Below are 16958 nucleotides of genomic sequence, written 5' to 3'. Positions count from 1 at the left end.
ATGACAGCCACAACTCTATTTTATATTATCATCGCCATTTTAATTATTGACTTTATAGTTGATAAAATTCTAGACGCCTTAAATGCAAAGCATTTTAAAGATGTTGTGCCTCAAGAATTACGAGATGTTTATGATGAAGCTGAATATGAAAAATCTCAAGATTACAAACAGATTAATTATAAATTCGGAATTTTAACCTCTACTTTTTCAATTTTATTAACACTAGGTTTTTTAGTTTTTGATGGTTTTGAAGCCATTGATAATATTGCTAGAAGCTATAGTGAACATCCTACAATCATTGCACTAATTTTTTTTGGTATTATAATGATTGGAAGCGATATCATTACAACACCTTTTAGTTATTATAAGACGTTTGTTATTGAAGAACAATTCGGATTTAATAAAACCACTAAAAAAACATTTTGGTTAGACAAGATTAAGAGTTGGTTTATGATGGCCATTCTTGGCGGAATTATCCTTACAGCAATACTTTGGTTTTATCAGACCACAGGCAATGACTTTTGGCTCTATGCTTGGGCTTTAATGACGTTTTTTACGGTCTTTATGAATATGTTTTATTCACGACTAATCGTCCCTTTATTCAATAAACAAACACCATTAGAATCAGGGAGTTTAAGAGATCAAATTTCTGCTTATGCGCAAACTGTCGGATTTAAACTCGATAAAATTTTTGTCATTGATGGCTCAAAACGAAGTACCAAAGCCAATGCCTATTTTTCTGGTTTTGGTAGCGAAAAAAGAGTGACACTTTACGACACTTTGATAAATGATTTAGATGAAGATGAAATTGTTGCAGTGCTTGCACATGAAGTTGGCCACTATAAAAAAAGACATATTATTTTTAATTTAATCGCTTCAGTTCTACTTACTGGTTTCACACTTTATATTCTTTCTTTATTTATTAAAGAACCTATTTTATCTCAAGCCTTGGGTGTCGAAACTCCAAGCTTTCATATTGGATTAATTGCCTTCGGAATTTTGTATAGTCCACTTTCAGAAATCACTGGACTTCTCATGAATTGGTTTTCAAGAACATTCGAATATCAAGCCGATAATTATGCCAAAACAACATATAAAGCCGAACCCTTAATTTCATCACTAAAAAAGCTATCCAAAAACAGCTTAAGCAATTTAACACCACACAAAGCATATGTGTTTATGCATTACTCACATCCCACTTTACTGGAACGAATACAAAATTTAAGACGATAATATTTTAGACGATATATTCCTTCAATTTTAAACCCAAAAGGGTTGTCCATTAATTTTCTTTATACTATTTTTAATACTTATGACGACAGTAGAATTAGAAAAAGAAAATTTAGCCATTACCAAAGCATACAAAGAATTGCTTAAGGTCAGCTATAGAACGCTTTCAGCTGAAGATAAAAAGTTAATCAGAAAAGCTTTTGACGTTGCACTTGACGCACATAAAGATCAACGGAGAAAATCTGGTGAAGCTTATATTTTTCATCCTATTGCTGTTGCTAAAATTGTCGCTCAAGAAATTGGTTTAGATGCGACGTCTATTGCTGCTGCTTTACTTCATGATGTTGTTGAGGACAATGAAGAATATTCCATTCAAGATATTGAACGATTATTTGGAGAAACTGTTGCTAGAATAGTTGATGGTTTGACGAAAATTTCTTCGCTTAAAAAAGACATGGATGTGTCTATGCAAGCTGAAAACTTCAGAAAAATGCTACTCACTCTTAATGATGATGTTCGCGTCATCATTATTAAAATAGCAGATCGTTTGCATAATATGCAGACTATGGAGTCTATGCGCTCAGACAAACAAGTCAAAATTGCAAGTGAAACCCTATACATTTACGCACCTTTAGCACACAGAATTGGTCTTTATAACATTAAAACAGAATTAGAAGACTTAGGTTTAAAATACACCGAACCTGAAGTCTATAATGATATTTTGTTTAAAATGAAGGAAAGCAAAGAGGAACAAGATGCTTATATAAATGAATTTAATAAGGTTATTCAAAGTTCTCTAGATAAAGAAAACCTAAATTATGATATAAAAGGAAGGCCAAAATCTATTTTTTCTATCCGAAAAAAAATGGTCGCTCAAGGTGTAACTTTTGATGAAGTTTATGACAAGTTTGCTGTACGAATTATTTACAAAAGCGATCAAGAAAACGAAAAGTTTCTCGCTTGGAAAATTTATTCCATAGTAACAGATCATTTTAGACCCAACCCAACAAGGCTTCGCGATTGGATTTCCTCTCCTAAATCTACGGGTTATGAAGCATTACATATTACAGTAATGGGGCCAAAAGGAAGATGGGTTGAAGTACAAATCCGTAGCGAACGTATGAACGAGATTGCTGAAAAAGGTTATGCTGCACATTATAAATACAAAAACAAAGAGAAAAAAGAAGAAGACAGTTTAGAAACTTGGATTAATCGATTACAAGAAGCTCTTGAAAATCACGAGTCTAATGCAGTAGATTTTGTTGAACAATTTAAACTTAATCTCTATTCTAAAGAAATTTTCGTTTTCACCCCAAAAGGCGATTTAAAGTCATTACCTAAAGGTGCTACACCTTTAGACTTTGCTTTTAGTATTCATACCGAAGTCGGCATGAAGACTAGAGGTGCAAAAGTAAATGGTAAATTAGTGCCTTTAAGCCATGAACTTAAAAATGGTGATCAGGTTGATATATTAACTTCAGAAAGTGCAAAACCGAATTCTAACTGGCTTGATTATGCAACAACTGCCAGAGCAAGAGGAAAAATAAAATCTGCTTTAAAAGAAGATACTAAACGAATTGCAGAAGATGGTAAAGAAATATTGAGACGTAAACTAAAACAACTCAAGATTACTTTAAATGAGAATTCTGTGAACGAGATGGTTAATCATTTTAAACTTAAAACAAGTTTAGATTTATTTTATCGTGTAGGTTCTGGATCTATAGACAATATGATGCTTAAAGACTATGCTTCGTCTAGAAGCAATGCCTTAATGAGCTATATTAAAAATAAAATTTCCAGAAAACAAAACATCCCTAAAGAAGAGCTTGACAAAGATGAAATAACAACTAAATACGACCAATTAGTTTTTGGTAAAGAAGAAGAAAAATTAGACTATAAATTAGCCAATTGTTGTAACCCTATTCCAGGAGATCGTGTGTTTGGGTTTTTAACGGTTAATGAAGGAATTAAAGTACACAAAAAAAACTGCCCGAATGCTGTTTCCTTACAATCTAATTATGCTTACAGAATCATGTCCGCGAAATGGATCGACTCCTCTCAACAAGAGTTTGCTGCACAAATAATACTATCTGGAATTGATAATCTTGGCTTAGTCAATAATATCACAAAAGTAATTTCCTCAAACATGCATGTGAATATGAAAAGTATAAGCTTTCAAAGCGATGACGGCGTCTTTTCAGGAAAAATTAATGTCGTTGTTGCAAACAAAAACTTATTAACAAAACTCATGGATAACCTTAAAAAAATTAATGGAATTGATAAGGTTAAAAGAGTATAAATAATGTAAATTTACGCCGAAATTATGAGTGTAAAAACTGACACAAAAAACCAAGAAATAGTTAAGAATGTCTTCACTAAATTTTTAGAAGATAATGGTCATCGTAAAACACCAGAACGTTATGCCATTCTTCAAGAAATTTATAATAGCGAAGAACATTTCGATATAGAGTCACTTTACCTAAGCATGAAAAATAAGAAATATCGTGTGAGTAGAGCGACCCTTTACAATACTATTGAATTACTTCTAGATTGTGCTCTAGTAAGAAAACACCAATTTGGTCAAAATCAAGCGCACTATGAAAAATCTTATTTTGACAAGCAGCATGATCATGTTATTCTTACAGATACTGGAGAAGTTATTGAGTTTTGTGACCCAAGAATTCAATCCATCAAAAAAACCATTGAAGAGGTTTTTGAAATTGAAATCACAAACCATTCACTCTACTTTTATGGTCATAAAAAATCAACTAAATAATTAAATTACAATGGCAGTAGATTTACTACTAGGATTACAATGGGGAGACGAAGGCAAAGGAAAAATTGTTGATGTGTTAACCTCAAACTATAATATTATTGCTCGTTTTCAAGGTGGCCCAAATGCTGGACACACCTTAGAGTTTGATGGCATCAAGCATGTTTTAAGAACGATTCCTTCTGGAATTTTTCACGAAAATTCTACTAATATTATTGGAAATGGTGTCGTTATAGATCCTGTCGTTTTTGTACAAGAACTTGAAGGTTTAGATCAATTTAATTTAGATTATAAATCAAAACTTATCATTTCCAGAAAAGCTCACATCATTTTACCCACTCACCGATTGCTAGACGCTGCTTCAGAGGCTTCAAAAGGTAAAGCTAAAATTGGTTCTACTCTTAAAGGTATTGGACCAACATATATGGATAAAACTGGTAGAAATGGTATTCGTATAGGCGATTTAGAATTGCCAAATTGGAAAGAGAAATATCGTGCTTTGGCAAATAAACATGAAGCCATGATTAATTTTTATAATGTTGATGTACAATATGATTTACAAGAAATGGAAACTGAATTTTTTAAATCGGTTGAAATTTTAAAAGAATTACAATTTATTGATAGCGAAGAATACCTACATCAAGCTCAAAAATCTGGAAAAACAATTCTAGCTGAAGGTGCTCAAGGCTCTTTACTAGATATCGATTTTGGAACTTATCCATTTGTAACTTCAAGCAACACTACTGCCGCAGGAGCTTGTACTGGCTTAGGTGTCCCACCAAACAAAATCGGTGAAGTATACGGCATTTTTAAAGCCTATACAACACGTGTTGGCTCTGGTCCTTTCCCTACAGAATTGTTTGATAAAGTTGGAGAAGACATGGCGCGAATAGGTCATGAATTTGGAGCTGTTACAGGTCGAGCAAGGCGTTGTGGTTGGTTGGATTTAGTGGCTTTAAAATATGCTTGTCAAGTAAATGGTGTAACAAAGTTAATGATGATGAAAGGCGATGTGCTTTCTGGTTTTAAAACATTGAAAATCTGTACAGCATATCAATATAAAGGTGAAACGATTTCGCATTTACCGTATAACATTGAACCTGAAAATATTCAGCCCATTTATTCAGATTTTAAAGGCTGGAGTGATGATTTAACTAAAATGACAGATAAATCACAATTTCCAAAAGAGCTTAATGATTACATAGCCTTCTTAGAAAAAGAATTAGAAATTCCAATTCATGTGGTTTCTGTTGGTCCAGATAGAAAGCAGACTATTTTTATGTAAATCAAAAAAAATGATCGTTAGGACCTGCCTTGTTATAAACTTGGCAGGTCTTTTGTATTAAAAAAACCTTAATGCGTAATGATACATTATAATAATCGTTATTTTTACCACAATTAATTTATTTTGAAGTTGAAAAACGCACATATACTTATCTTATTCTTCTCTCTGATTTTTGCTTCTACATTAGCACAGCAGCAAATTGAGATAAAATATTCTGGATTTCTAGAATTTAAAGAAGAAGAAACACCTGGTTTAAAAATCATGACGCGTGATGATTCTGGTCAGATCCATATTGTACATGAAGGTGTTGATATGTGGTGCGACCAAGCATTACTTTACTCTGACGAGAATTTTGTAGAAGCCTATGGAAATGTAAAAATGGTTCAAGGCGATACTATAAACATGGTTGCGAAATATGTAGAATACAGCGGAAAAACCAAACTTGCCTTTGCTAGTGGCGAAGTCGTTTTAAAAGAGCCTGCTTCAACATTAACTACAGACACTTTATATTTTGATCGCGCCAAACAACAATCCTTTTATAAAAGTGGCGGAAAAGTCGTTCGTGATTCTTCTGGAACTATTACTAGTCGTATAGGTCGTTATTATATGAATGCTAAAAAATATCAGTTTGTAAAAAATGTGAAGCTAGTCAATCCTGATTACACGATAGATACGCAACAACTCGATTTCTATACAGAAACTGGTCATGCCTTCCTTTACGGACCTTCAACAATAGTCACCGCAGAAAGCAAAACCTATTGTGAAAAAGGCTTTTATAATACCGAAACCAAACAAGGTTACGCTGTTAAAAAAGCGAAGATTGATTATGAAAATCAAGTGTTTGAAGGTGACAGTATGTATTTTGATAATAACCGAAGCTTCGCCTCTGCTACAAACAATATAAAAGTCACAGATACCGCAAACAAAAGTATTGTTAAAGGGCATTATGCTGAAGTCTATAAACTCAAAGATTCTGTGTTTATTACCAAACGTGCATTAGCTATTACGGTTCAAGAAAATGATTCCGTGTACATGCATGCTGACACTTTAATGGTCACTGGAAAAGCTGAAAAAAGAATTACAAGAGCCTATAGAAATGCCAAGTTTTTTAAATCTGACATGAGTGGAAAAGCCGATTCTGTACATGTAAATCACAAAACAGGACTCACACAACTTATTAATTTATCGCGATTAGACTCTAAAGATGCATTTGCGACTAAGAGACGTCCTGTATTATGGAATCTAGGTAATCAAATGACAGGAGACACCATTCACATAAAATCAAATCCTGAAACTGAAAAACTAGATTCACTTCTTGTCTTTGATAATGCATTTATTATTAATAAAGATACCTTAGATGCTGGCTATAATCAAATTACAGGAAAAAAACTTATTGGCTTATTTTCTGAAGACAACAAATTAAAACAAGTAGACATCAATAAAAATGCGGAGTCAATTTACTTTGCTAGAAATGAAAAAAACGAACTAGTCGGAATAGACAAGTCTAAATCTGGTAGTATTATGATGCTATTTACAGATGGAGAAATTGATGAACTTCGGAAGATTAGACAAGTTGATGGCAAAACATATCCAGAATCTCAGTTTCCTAAAAACGTAAGAAAACTTCGTGGCTTTGATTGGCGTGAAGAAGAAAGACCTAAAAGCGTTGAAGATTTATTTAGTGAAGATCCTCCTTTACATCTACCTGTCATTAAAGGTTTGGAAGATTATGTTCCACAAGAAGAATTCTTCGACGAAAACATGCTGGAAAGAATAGAAAAAGCAGATAAAGCTGAAATTAAAAAATCGAAGCAACCTGTAAAACTACCAAAAGCATCTAGAAATTTACCCACAAAAGCTAAACCTGAAAAAAAGCCACAACTCATTCAGCCTAAAAAAGAATAAGTATCAAAACAGATTTTTTTAAATATCAAGCGCAGACATCTCCACAGCCTTTAGCCATGAAAATAGGTCGTGCTGAAGGCTCGTATATATATGACACTAACAATAAACCCTATCTTGATTTTGTTGCTGGAATTTCTGCATGTACTTTAGGTCATAAGCACCCTAAAATAATCAATGCCATAAAAACACAGGCTGATTGCTATTTACATGTTATGGTCTATGGAGAATACATTCAAAAACCTGCAGTTGAACTCACTAAGTTATTAGCTCAGCATTTACCTAAAAAACTAGAAAAAACATATCTAACAAACTCTGGAACTGAAGCCGTTGAAGGCGCTTTAAAATTAGCTAAACGCGCTACAGGGAGAAGTCAGATTATTGCAGCAAAACATGCATATCATGGTAACACCATGGGAGCCATGAGTGTCATGGGTTATGAGGAACGTAAAAAAGCTTTTAGACCATTACTACCTGATGTTCAATTCATAACCTATAACAATACAAATGAATTAGATAAAATTACAACTAAAACTGCCTGTGTTATTCTAGAAACCATACAAGGTGGTGCAGGTTTTATCGTTCCTTCAAAAGATTATTTATTAAAAGTTCAAGAACGTTGTCATGAGGTTGGTGCTCTTTTAATTTTAGATGAAATCCAATCGGGAATTGGAAGAACAGGAAAGCTCTTTGGTTTTCAAAATTACAACTGCACTCCAGATATTTTGGTAAGTGGTAAAGGGCTTGGTGGTGGAATGCCAATAGGTGCATTTACAGCTTCTGCCAAACTAATGGATCTTCTTCAAGACCACCCAAAATTAGGTCACATCACTACATTTGGAGGCCACCCAGTTATTGCAGCTTCAGCTTTAGCCACTTTAAAAGAAGTCATTGAAAGTAATTTAATTACACAAACACTAGAAAAAGAAAAACTCTTCAGAAAGCATTTAGTACATCCTTTAATTACAGAAATTAGAGGAAAAGGACTCATGCTTGCCGCTTTAACACCTTCTGCAGAAATAACTAACGAAGTTATTTTACGCTGTCAAGATGCTGGATTAATACTTTTTTGGTTACTATTTGAACCTAAAGCTATCCGAATTACGCCTCCACTAACTATATCGAATAAAGAAATAGTTAAAGGCTGTAGTATCATAATTGATATTTTGAATCGCATAAGTCCAAGTCAAGACACTCCAACCACCTGATAATCAAATTACAATAAAAAAAACTACTCAAAACAACACTGTTGATTACTTTGTTAAAAACATTTAAGCTTCAAAACCTTATAACACGTTTAGAATATTACATTTATTGAAGTAGAACCATACATATTGCCTATGGAGTTTAGTCAAAATGACAACAACAATTTACCGCTTACCAAATTTGAATCCATGCTAAAAACAAATCATGTTTTGTTTTTTGATTCAGAAGAATTTGAAAATATTATTCACCATTACCTTAATCAAGGTAAAGTAGCCTTAGCTAAAAAAGCCATAAAACTAGGTTTAGAACAACATCCTACTTCTATCAATTTAAAGCTATTTAAAGTTGAAATTTATATTTTTGAAAATTACCTTGACGAAGCAGATACATTATTAAACGAACTCTATATCATCGATCCTTTAAATGAAGAGATTTATATTCAAAAGGCTAATATTTTTTCAAAAAAAGATGAACATGCTAAAGCAATAGATGTATTAAAGAAAGCCTTAGAATTCACTGAAGACATCTCAGATATTTATTCTTTAATTGGTATGGAACACCTGTTTTTAGATCAATTTGAAGATGCAAAAAACTATTTCATGAAGTGTTTAGAGGAAAACCCTGAAGATTATTCGGCACTTTATAACATGATTTATTGTTTTGATTTTCTAGAACAAAATGAAAATGCTATTGAATATCTAAATAATTATTTAGACAACAAGCCTTATTGCGAAGTGGCTTGGCATCAATTAGGGAAACAATATTTTGCCATTAAAGACTATACTAAAGCCCTAGCTGCTTTTGATTTTGCCATAATTTCTGAAGATACCTTTGTTGGTGCATATCTGGAAAAAGGTAAAGTTCTTGAAAAACTAAAGCGTTATAATGATGCCATAGAAAGCTATACCATATCATTACAGTTAGATGACCCAACTTCATTTGCTTTATTACGAATTGGTTTTTGTTATGAAAAACTGGGTAATGACGATTTAGCGGTACAGTACTTCTATAAAACTGTACATGAAGATCCTTTATTAGACAAAGGGTGGATTGCTATCACCAAGTTTTATAATAAAAAGAAAAACTATCAAAAGGCTCTATATTATATTAACAAGGCTATTAATATTGATACAGAGAATGTCATTTATTGGAAGTTGTACGCTCAAATTAATCAACGTCTTAACTTTTTAGAGGAAGCAGAGCGAGGATATAAAAAAGCCTTAGAATTAGGAAATTATGAAGTTGACACTTGGATTGCTCGTGGAGATATTTTATTAAAACTAGGAGAGCCTGAAGCTGCAATTTTTAACTTTTTACAAGCCTCAGAATTCTATCCTGAAAATGCAGAATTAGAATATAGACTTGCGGGTTTATACTTCTTACAGCATGAAACTGAAAAAGGTTCCTTTCACTTAAAAAATGCTGTTCGGAGTAATCCAGAATACGCGTTTATCATTGAAGAGCTTTTTCCAAATGTGTTTAAAAAAACACTCGTAAAAAAGTTATTAAAGTAAACCTTTTCAAAAATCGTCTAGCTAAAAAATACTACCTTTGGTTTTCGTAAAAAAGCTAAAGCATGCAAAGACGATTAACAGACTATCTTATCATTTCACTTAAAGGTATGGCCATGGGAGCTGCAGATGCAGTTCCAGGCGTTTCAGGTGGTACAATTGCATTTATTTCTGGGATTTATGAGGAATTAATTACAACAATAAGCAATGTTAATTTTAAGACCTTAAAAGTTTTAAAAACAGAAGGTCTAAAGCCTTTTTGGAAAAAAATAAATGGGAGTTTTTTACTCGCACTACTAACAGGTATAATTATCAGTTTTGTAACTTTTATGAAGCTTGCAAAATACTTAATAGAATACCATCCTATTTTAATTTGGTCTTTCTTTTTCGGACTTATTATTGCGAGTATTTTTTTTGTTGGAAAACAAATTACAAAGTGGACACTTAGTACAATTATTACAACTGTTGCAGGTGCAGCATTAGCTTACTATATTACCTCTTTACCTTCGATGGCTAGTAATGACAACTCTTTTTTCCTGTTTTTTGCTGGAGCAATTGCTATTTGCGCCATGATTTTACCTGGAATTTCTGGATCCTTTATCTTGGTAATTCTTGGAGCATATAAATCTTTAAGCAATGCTATAGACAGCTTAGATTTTCAAAAGATTCTAATTTTTATCTTAGGTGCTATTATTGGTTTATTAAGTTTTTCACGTGTATTAAAATGGTTATTCAAACATTATCACAACTTAACTTTAGCTTTATTAACAGGGTTTATATTTGGCTCTCTAAATAAAATATGGCCTTGGAAAAAAACAATAACGATAATGAGTAATACCAGCAATGATGTTATTCCGTTTTCAAGCATTTCTGATTTAGGCACACTTTCGGTCTATCAAAAAAATGTACAGGATTTTGAGGCTTATAAAACAATTGTGGAACAAAGTATTATGCCTTCTACTTTTTCAGAAATCAATAATCAAATAGACCCACAAACGATGTTAGCAATAGGCCTAATGGTTATTGGTTTTTTAACCATTTTTATTCTTGAAAAAATAGGAACTAAAGTCCAATAATGGAAAGCACAAGAACATTTTCAGATAAATTATTTCTAGTCTTAAAAGGCTTAGGAATGGGAGCTGCAAATAAAGTTCCTGGTGTTTCTGGTGGTGTTGTTGCATTTGTTACAGGGTTTTATGAAGAATTTATTTACTCTTTACAAAAAGTAAATACTAAGGCATTTAAACTACTAATTAACGGAAGATTTAATAGCTTTTTTCAATATATTAATGGACGCTTTTTAAGTCTGCTATTTTTTGGAATGCTAATAAGTTACTTTAGTGTTTCTAAAATTTTGGATTATTTAATAGAGTACTACGAACTCTATGTCTGGAGTGTTTTCTTTGGAATGATTGTAGGTTCCATTTATTACATAAGTAAAGATTTTAAAGACTGGAATTATCGAACTTATCTCGCACTTTTTATAGGAATAGTCATTGGTCTTAGCATTAGCTTTCTTGATCCTGCTAAAGAAAATGACAACCTTTGGTTTGTATTCTTCTGTGGTATTATTAGTGTTTCTGGCATGACACTTCCTGGTTTTTCAGGCTCATTTATTTTGATTCTTTTAGGCAATTATGTGTTACTTCTAGTCGATTCTGTAAATGCTTTATATGATTCTTTTGCAGATATGCTTCAAGGTGATTTTTCTTTCATTCAAGACAACGAACGTGTTAGAATGCTCAAAGTTCTAGGGGTTTTTACGCTTGGATCTGCAACGGGTTTAGTGACTTTTTCACATGTTATAAATTATATTTTAAAGCACTATAAAAGTATAACGCTGGCCTCTATTATTGGTTTTATTATTGGGTCTCTTGGTGTGGTTTGGCCTTGGAAAAAGACCATTTATAAAGTATCAGAAGAAGGTGTGTTTATACTAGATTCTGCAGGACATCAAGTAGTAGAAAACTACAAACGCTTTATACCAGAGTTTAATCAGGAAACATACTTAGCAATATTTTTTATTATTATTGGAATTGCTATCGTTTTAGCTTTAGAAATTTACGGACAAAAAACCAGAAAGACTCATGCGTAGATTTGGTTTAATTGGTAAAAATATTGAGTATTCATTTTCGAAAGCTTTTTTTGCTGAAAAATTTAAATCTGAAGAAATAGAAGATGCTTCCTATGAAAATTTTGATCTTGAACATATCACTGATTTTCCAGCTATTTTAGACGATAGTATTAAAGGCTTAAATGTTACCATTCCCTACAAAGAATTAATCATTCCTTATTTAGACAAATTAGACCAGAAAGCTAAAAAAATTGGTGCTGTAAACACTATAAAAATCACTAAAAAAGGAAAATTAAAAGGGTACAATACAGATTATTATGGATTTAAAAAATCTTTAGTAAATCATTTAAAACCACATCATAACAAAGCACTAATTCTTGGAACTGGTGGTGCCAGCAAAGCCATTGCTTATGCACTTAAAAGCATGAATATTAACTATAATTATGTATCCAGAAAGGTCTCAGAAAACACAGCAATAACCTATCATTCACTTTCCGAAAAAGACATAAACAACCATACTATCATCATTAATTGCACACCTATTGGGACTTCACCAAATATTGAAGAATGTCCAAAAATCCCTTATCACGCAATAACAAAAAAACACTTAGTTTTTGATCTTATCTATAACCCTAAAGAAACTACATTTTTAAAATTAGCGAAGCAAAAAAATGCAACCACAATAAATGGTTTAAAAATGCTAGAATTACAAGCAAAAAAATCTTGGCGAATTTGGAATCGCTAATTAATACTATAACTTTTTGAAAATATCCTAGTTGTTAGTATCTTTAACGTTATAGTACTTTTAACGAACCAAACATTTTTAAAATGTCAGAGCAAGATAACCTGCCTCAAGCAGATGGAAAATTAGAAAAACAATCTACAGAACAATCTTTAGAAACAGAAGAAAACACAGCATCAGAAGTAACAGAACTTAAGATTAGCGAAGATCAGCAAGATGACGCTATTAATGAGATTGATGCTACAAACGCAGAAGATGCTGAAGATGAAGGCACAAGTGAAAGGCATGAAATAGAAGTCAAAGATTATCATGCTATGGAACTTGAAGAGCTTACGAAAGAGCTTGAAAAATTGGTGAAATATGAAAAAGTACAAGCCATTAAATCTCACGTTGAAAGTATACGATCAGAATTTAAAGCAAAATTTAATGCACTATTAGACGAAAAAAAGGAGGAATTTTTAAATGATGGCGGCAATGTCATAGACTTTCATTACTCTAGTCCAATACAAAAAAGCTTTAAAGAAACTTACAATCATTATAGAGACAAAATAAAAGCACATTATAAGAGCATTGAAAAAAATCACAAAGATAATTTAGCAGAACGCTTACAGATTATTGAAGAGATTAAAGGCTTGATAAATGTAGAAGAAAACATAAACACAACTTACAAGCATTTTAAAGCATTACAAGAACAATGGCGGAATGCTGGTCCAATCCCAAGAGATAAATACAATAATGTTTGGAACAATTACCACCATCATGTTGAAATCTTCTATGATTTTTTACATTTAAACAGAGATTTACGAGATTTAGATTTCAAGCACAATTTAGAGCAAAAACTAAAAATAATTGAAAGAGCTGAAGAGTTAGCACAAGATGACAATCTTAATCGCGCATTTAGAGAGTTACAAGTTCTACATAAACTTTGGAAAGAAGAACTTGGTCCAGTAGCAAAAGAACATAGAGACGAAATTTGGGAACGCTTTAAATCTGCTACAAAAATTATTCATGATAAGCGTCAAGATTATTTTAATGATTTAGACAAAATTTATGAGTTTAATCTTGAGAAAAAACATGCTATCATTTCTAAAATTGAACTGATTTCAAAAGAAAAAGCTAAATCGCATAACTCTTGGCAAAAGAAAATAAAAGAAGTTGAAGACTTACGCAAAGAGTTTTTAAGTGCTGGAAAAGTCCCTGTAAAAGTTAATGAAGCCACTTGGGCTAAGTTTAAAGACGTTGTTCGGGTTTTTAATAGAAATAAAAATGCTTTTTATAAAAACCTAAAAAAAGAACAGCATGTAAATCTTCAAAAAAAGTTAGATCTCATTAAAATTGCTGAAGACAATAAAGATAACGAAGACTTTGAAAGCACAACACCACTAATGAAAAAAATACAACATGAGTGGAAAAACATTGGTCATGTGCCAAGAAAAGACAGCGATAAAATATGGAAACAATTTAAAACTGCTTGTAACCATTACTTCAATAAATTTCATGCCGTAAAAGATGAAGAAAATAAAGCAGGTTATGAAATCTATAACAAAAAGAAAGAGTTGTTAGAGAAAATAAAGCACTTAGAATTAAGTGGTAAAAATGAGGCAGATTTAAAATTAATAAAATCGCATTTGGCTGAATGGAAAGCCTTAGGAAATGTTCCTTCCAATAAAAGATATATTGAAGGTAAATTTAGTAAAACCTTAGACACTTTATTTAATTCGTTGAAGATGGATAAAGCTGAAGCTGAAATGATAAAGTTTGAAAATAAACTTGAAAACTTAAGCAATGCTACAGATAGCAGATATTTAGACAATGAGCGTTCGTATATCAGAAAGAAAATTGATGAAGTCAAAAGTGAAATCAATCAACTAGAAAATAATTTACAGTTTTTTACAAACGTCGCAGATGATAATCCAGTTGTAAAAGAAGTGCATAACAATATAAATAAGCACAAAGAATCTTTAAAAATCTGGAAATCAAAACTTCGTAAAATTAAGGAATTATACTAATGAAAAAATCCTATTTGAATAGACTTAACACTCAAATAGGATTTAGTTCCTAACTAAACTAACTAAACATTTATTCTGTAAGAAGAATAATGCATTAATGACACTACAAAAAGGTTTTGATCTGCTATTAATCTACTCATGAAATCGTGTCATTAATTTATATACGTTATAAAAGTGAGTTTGGATTATATGACTCTAAAAAAATATTTATATTCAGTTTTTATACTTCAAAAAATCAAAGAAACTTTGCTTCTTCCCAAAACACATCCATCTCAGAAAGTGTCATGTCTTTTAAATTTTTATTAAGAGCTTTAGCCTTAGATTCTAGATATTGAAATCGTTTTGTGAATTTTTTATTTGTACGTTCTAAGGCGTTTTCAGGGCTAATATTTAAAAACCTCGCATAATTAACCATCGAAAAAAGCACATCTCCAAATTCGTTTTCCATAGCTTCTTGATTGCCCTCATTGACTTCGTGCTGAAACTCATTAAGTTCTTCTTCAACTTTCTCCCAAACTTGCTTAGGATCTTCCCAATCAAACCCTACTCCAGCAACTTTATCTTGTATTCTATTTGCCTTTACTAAAGCAGGTAAGCTCTTAGGCACACCTTCTAAAACACTTGTTTTCCCTTCCTTAAGCTTAAGGTTTTCCCAGTTGCGTTTAACATCTTCCTCATTCTCAACAACAATGTCTCCATAAATATGAGGATGTCTATCTATTAATTTATCACAAATACTGTTACATACATCTGCGATATCGAAGGCCTTAGTTTCGCTACCAATTTTAGCATAAAATACAATATGCAATAACACATCTCCAAGTTCCTTTTTTACTTCATCTAAGTCATTATCTAAAATAGCATCTCCAAGCTCATAAGTCTCTTCAATGGTTAAATGACGAAGGGTTTCCATAGTTTGTTTTTTATCCCATGGACATTGCTCACGCAATTCATCCATAATAGTTAACAATCTATCAAAGGCTTTAAGTTGAATCTCTCTAGTGTTCATAGTATTTAATTTAAGCAAAAGTACAAACAAAAAATCCAACTACTAGAGTTGGATTTTTAAATATTTTAAGCAAATTCGTTATTCTTCTTCAGTAGAATCTTCAGGTTCATCAAAGTTTAACATATTGTGTTTCTCAAGCAAATTATACCATTGAATCACTTTTTTTATATCACTTGCATAGACTCTATCTTCATCATAATCTGGTAAGATTTCAAAAAAGTATTCTTCAAGCTTATCTTTACTTTCTTTATGGCTTATAGAAGTTTGTTTGCCGTTTTCTTTGGCTTTAATTTTATTCAACACGTCCTTTAAAGGTAATTCTTCACTTAAAGTGTAAATGGCTATTTCACTTAAAACGCTCACATTATGCTGCATATTTACAGATAATTTTTTACTATCTAAAAGTGATTCAGCAATAAAACCATTACGTGTTTGTGTTACTAATTTGAATAAACCTGGTCGACCAGAAATTGCTAAAACTTTATCTAAACTCATAAATTAATTATTAAAGTGGGCAAATATCATGTGTTTGATAATGCCAAACAAATTTTATCGTTTCTTTTTTTGATTAGGAAAACGCATTTTATAATCTACGTTTATTTTTCCTTTAGAAATATTGGCAAGCTTGCCTTTAATTAAGCGCTTTTTTAAACTAGACAACTTATCTGTAAACAAAACACCTTCAATATGATCGTACTCATGCTGAATAACACGCGCTATTAATCCATCATATTTTTCTGTATGCTTGTTAAAGTTTTCATCAAAGTATTCAATAGTAATTTCAGGCTTTCTAAACACGTCTTCTCTTACATCTGGAATGCTTAGGCATCCTTCATTAAAAGCCCATTCGTCACCCTTTTCCTCTATTATCTTGGCATTAATAAAAGTTTTTTTAAACCCTTTTAATAATTCTTGTTCTTCTGAAGTAAAGACCTCATCTTCTGCAAAAGGAGCTGTATCTACTAAAAACAAACGTATTGGCAAACCTATTTGAGGAGCAGCTAAACCAACACCAAAAGCAGCATACATCGTTTCATACATATTAGCAATTAGCTCATCTAACTTTAGATAATCCTTAGTTATATCTTTTCCAATCTTTTTTAAAACGGGATCTCCAAAAGCAACAATAGGTAAAATCATATTATATCTTGAATAATTTCATGCAAAAGTACAATACTTACTGTATTAATTTAAATAAAAGACATAAAAAAACTCCT

At 31.8% G+C, this 16958-nt stretch carries 14 protein-coding genes; 11 read left to right on the top strand and 3 right to left on the bottom strand.

Features of this window, described 5'->3' with window-relative positions:
* The 11 genes from ACFS5M_RS11290 to ACFS5M_RS11240 all read left to right on the top strand — a co-directional run bounded on the left by ACFS5M_RS11290 (position 1) and on the right by ACFS5M_RS11240 (position 14732).
* The gene (locus ACFS5M_RS11290) at positions 1-1233 is read left to right on the top strand and encodes a M48 family metallopeptidase (RefSeq protein WP_183488503.1); all 1233 of its coding nucleotides are present in this window, start codon (positions 1-3) and stop codon (positions 1231-1233) included.
* A gap of 79 nt (positions 1234-1312) precedes the next feature.
* Positions 1313-3529 carry a RelA/SpoT family protein gene (locus ACFS5M_RS11285; RefSeq protein ID WP_183488505.1) on the top strand — a complete coding sequence of 739 codons (2217 nt, stop codon included), beginning with the start codon at positions 1313-1315 and terminating at the stop codon, positions 3527-3529.
* A gap of 24 nt (positions 3530-3553) precedes the next feature.
* Positions 3554-4006: a Fur family transcriptional regulator gene (locus ACFS5M_RS11280; RefSeq protein WP_183488507.1), complete on the top strand. Its 453-nt coding sequence runs from the start codon at positions 3554-3556 to the stop codon at positions 4004-4006.
* 10 nt (positions 4007-4016) lie between these two features.
* On the top strand, positions 4017-5288 hold the full coding sequence (locus ACFS5M_RS11275) for an adenylosuccinate synthase (protein ID WP_183488509.1): 1272 nt from the start codon (positions 4017-4019) through the stop codon (positions 5286-5288).
* A gap of 129 nt (positions 5289-5417) precedes the next feature.
* Positions 5418-7193: an OstA-like protein gene (locus ACFS5M_RS11270; RefSeq protein ID WP_221267583.1), complete on the top strand. Its 1776-nt coding sequence runs from the start codon at positions 5418-5420 to the stop codon at positions 7191-7193.
* A gap of 2 nt (positions 7194-7195) precedes the next feature.
* Complete coding sequence (locus ACFS5M_RS11265; protein ID WP_183488913.1) at positions 7196-8398, top strand: aspartate aminotransferase family protein; 1203 nt, start codon at positions 7196-7198, stop codon at positions 8396-8398.
* A 132-nt stretch (positions 8399-8530) separates the two neighbouring features.
* Positions 8531-9910 (top strand): tetratricopeptide repeat protein, encoded by a 1380-nt coding sequence (locus ACFS5M_RS11260; RefSeq protein ID WP_183488511.1) that lies wholly within the window; start codon positions 8531-8533, stop codon positions 9908-9910.
* A 62-nt stretch (positions 9911-9972) separates the two neighbouring features.
* On the top strand, positions 9973-10983 hold the full coding sequence (locus ACFS5M_RS11255; protein WP_183488513.1) for a DUF368 domain-containing protein: 1011 nt from the start codon (positions 9973-9975) through the stop codon (positions 10981-10983).
* The gene (locus tag ACFS5M_RS11250; protein ID WP_183488515.1) at positions 10983-12002 is read left to right on the top strand and encodes a DUF368 domain-containing protein; all 1020 of its coding nucleotides are present in this window, start codon (positions 10983-10985) and stop codon (positions 12000-12002) included. Before ACFS5M_RS11255 ends, ACFS5M_RS11250 begins: the two co-directional genes overlap by 1 nt.
* Positions 11995-12726 carry a shikimate dehydrogenase family protein gene (locus tag ACFS5M_RS11245; RefSeq protein ID WP_183488517.1) on the top strand — a complete coding sequence of 244 codons (732 nt, stop codon included), beginning with the start codon at positions 11995-11997 and terminating at the stop codon, positions 12724-12726. Before ACFS5M_RS11250 ends, ACFS5M_RS11245 begins: the two co-directional genes overlap by 8 nt.
* A gap of 83 nt (positions 12727-12809) precedes the next feature.
* A complete protein-coding gene (locus ACFS5M_RS11240) occupies positions 12810-14732 on the top strand; it encodes a DUF349 domain-containing protein (protein ID WP_183488518.1) in 1923 nt (640 codons plus the stop codon).
* A 235-nt stretch (positions 14733-14967) separates the two neighbouring features.
* Here ACFS5M_RS11240 and mazG read toward each other — a convergent pair whose 3' ends face one another.
* From mazG to def, 3 genes are all read right to left on the bottom strand, one after another.
* The gene (mazG, locus tag ACFS5M_RS11235; RefSeq protein WP_183488519.1) at positions 14968-15741 is read right to left on the bottom strand and encodes a nucleoside triphosphate pyrophosphohydrolase; all 774 of its coding nucleotides are present in this window, start codon (positions 15739-15741) and stop codon (positions 14968-14970) included.
* 78 nt (positions 15742-15819) lie between these two features.
* A complete protein-coding gene (locus ACFS5M_RS11230) occupies positions 15820-16236 on the bottom strand; it encodes a DUF5606 family protein (RefSeq protein WP_183488520.1) in 417 nt (138 codons plus the stop codon).
* Between the two features lie 54 nt (positions 16237-16290).
* Positions 16291-16881 (bottom strand): peptide deformylase, encoded by a 591-nt coding sequence (gene def, locus ACFS5M_RS11225; protein WP_183488521.1) that lies wholly within the window; start codon positions 16879-16881, stop codon positions 16291-16293.
* Positions 16882-16958: the final 77 nt, after the last annotated feature.

Source organism: Lacinutrix iliipiscaria (assembly GCF_042686125.1).
Taxonomy (GTDB): Bacteria; Bacteroidota; Bacteroidia; order Flavobacteriales; family Flavobacteriaceae; genus Oceanihabitans; species Oceanihabitans iliipiscarium.
This window is presented reverse-complemented; position numbering and strand designations above follow the sequence as displayed.

Coding starts and splice junctions, on each gene's coding strand:
- ACFS5M_RS11240 (WP_183488518.1), top strand. CDS start 12,810: ATGTCAGAGCAAGATAACCTGCCTCAAGCAGATGGAAAATTAGAAAAA.
- ACFS5M_RS11290 (WP_183488503.1), top strand. CDS start 1: ATGACAGCCACAACTCTATTTTATATTATCATCGCCATTTTAATTATT.
- ACFS5M_RS11255 (WP_183488513.1), top strand. CDS start 9,973: ATGCAAAGACGATTAACAGACTATCTTATCATTTCACTTAAAGGTATG.
- ACFS5M_RS11285 (WP_183488505.1), top strand. CDS start 1,313: ATGACGACAGTAGAATTAGAAAAAGAAAATTTAGCCATTACCAAAGCA.
- ACFS5M_RS11280 (WP_183488507.1), top strand. CDS start 3,554: ATGAGTGTAAAAACTGACACAAAAAACCAAGAAATAGTTAAGAATGTC.
- mazG (WP_183488519.1), bottom strand. CDS start 15,741: ATGAACACTAGAGAGATTCAACTTAAAGCCTTTGATAGATTGTTAACT.
- ACFS5M_RS11275 (WP_183488509.1), top strand. CDS start 4,017: ATGGCAGTAGATTTACTACTAGGATTACAATGGGGAGACGAAGGCAAA.
- ACFS5M_RS11250 (WP_183488515.1), top strand. CDS start 10,983: ATGGAAAGCACAAGAACATTTTCAGATAAATTATTTCTAGTCTTAAAA.
- ACFS5M_RS11245 (WP_183488517.1), top strand. CDS start 11,995: ATGCGTAGATTTGGTTTAATTGGTAAAAATATTGAGTATTCATTTTCG.
- ACFS5M_RS11260 (WP_183488511.1), top strand. CDS start 8,531: ATGGAGTTTAGTCAAAATGACAACAACAATTTACCGCTTACCAAATTT.
- ACFS5M_RS11230 (WP_183488520.1), bottom strand. CDS start 16,236: ATGAGTTTAGATAAAGTTTTAGCAATTTCTGGTCGACCAGGTTTATTC.
- def (WP_183488521.1), bottom strand. CDS start 16,881: ATGATTTTACCTATTGTTGCTTTTGGAGATCCCGTTTTAAAAAAGATT.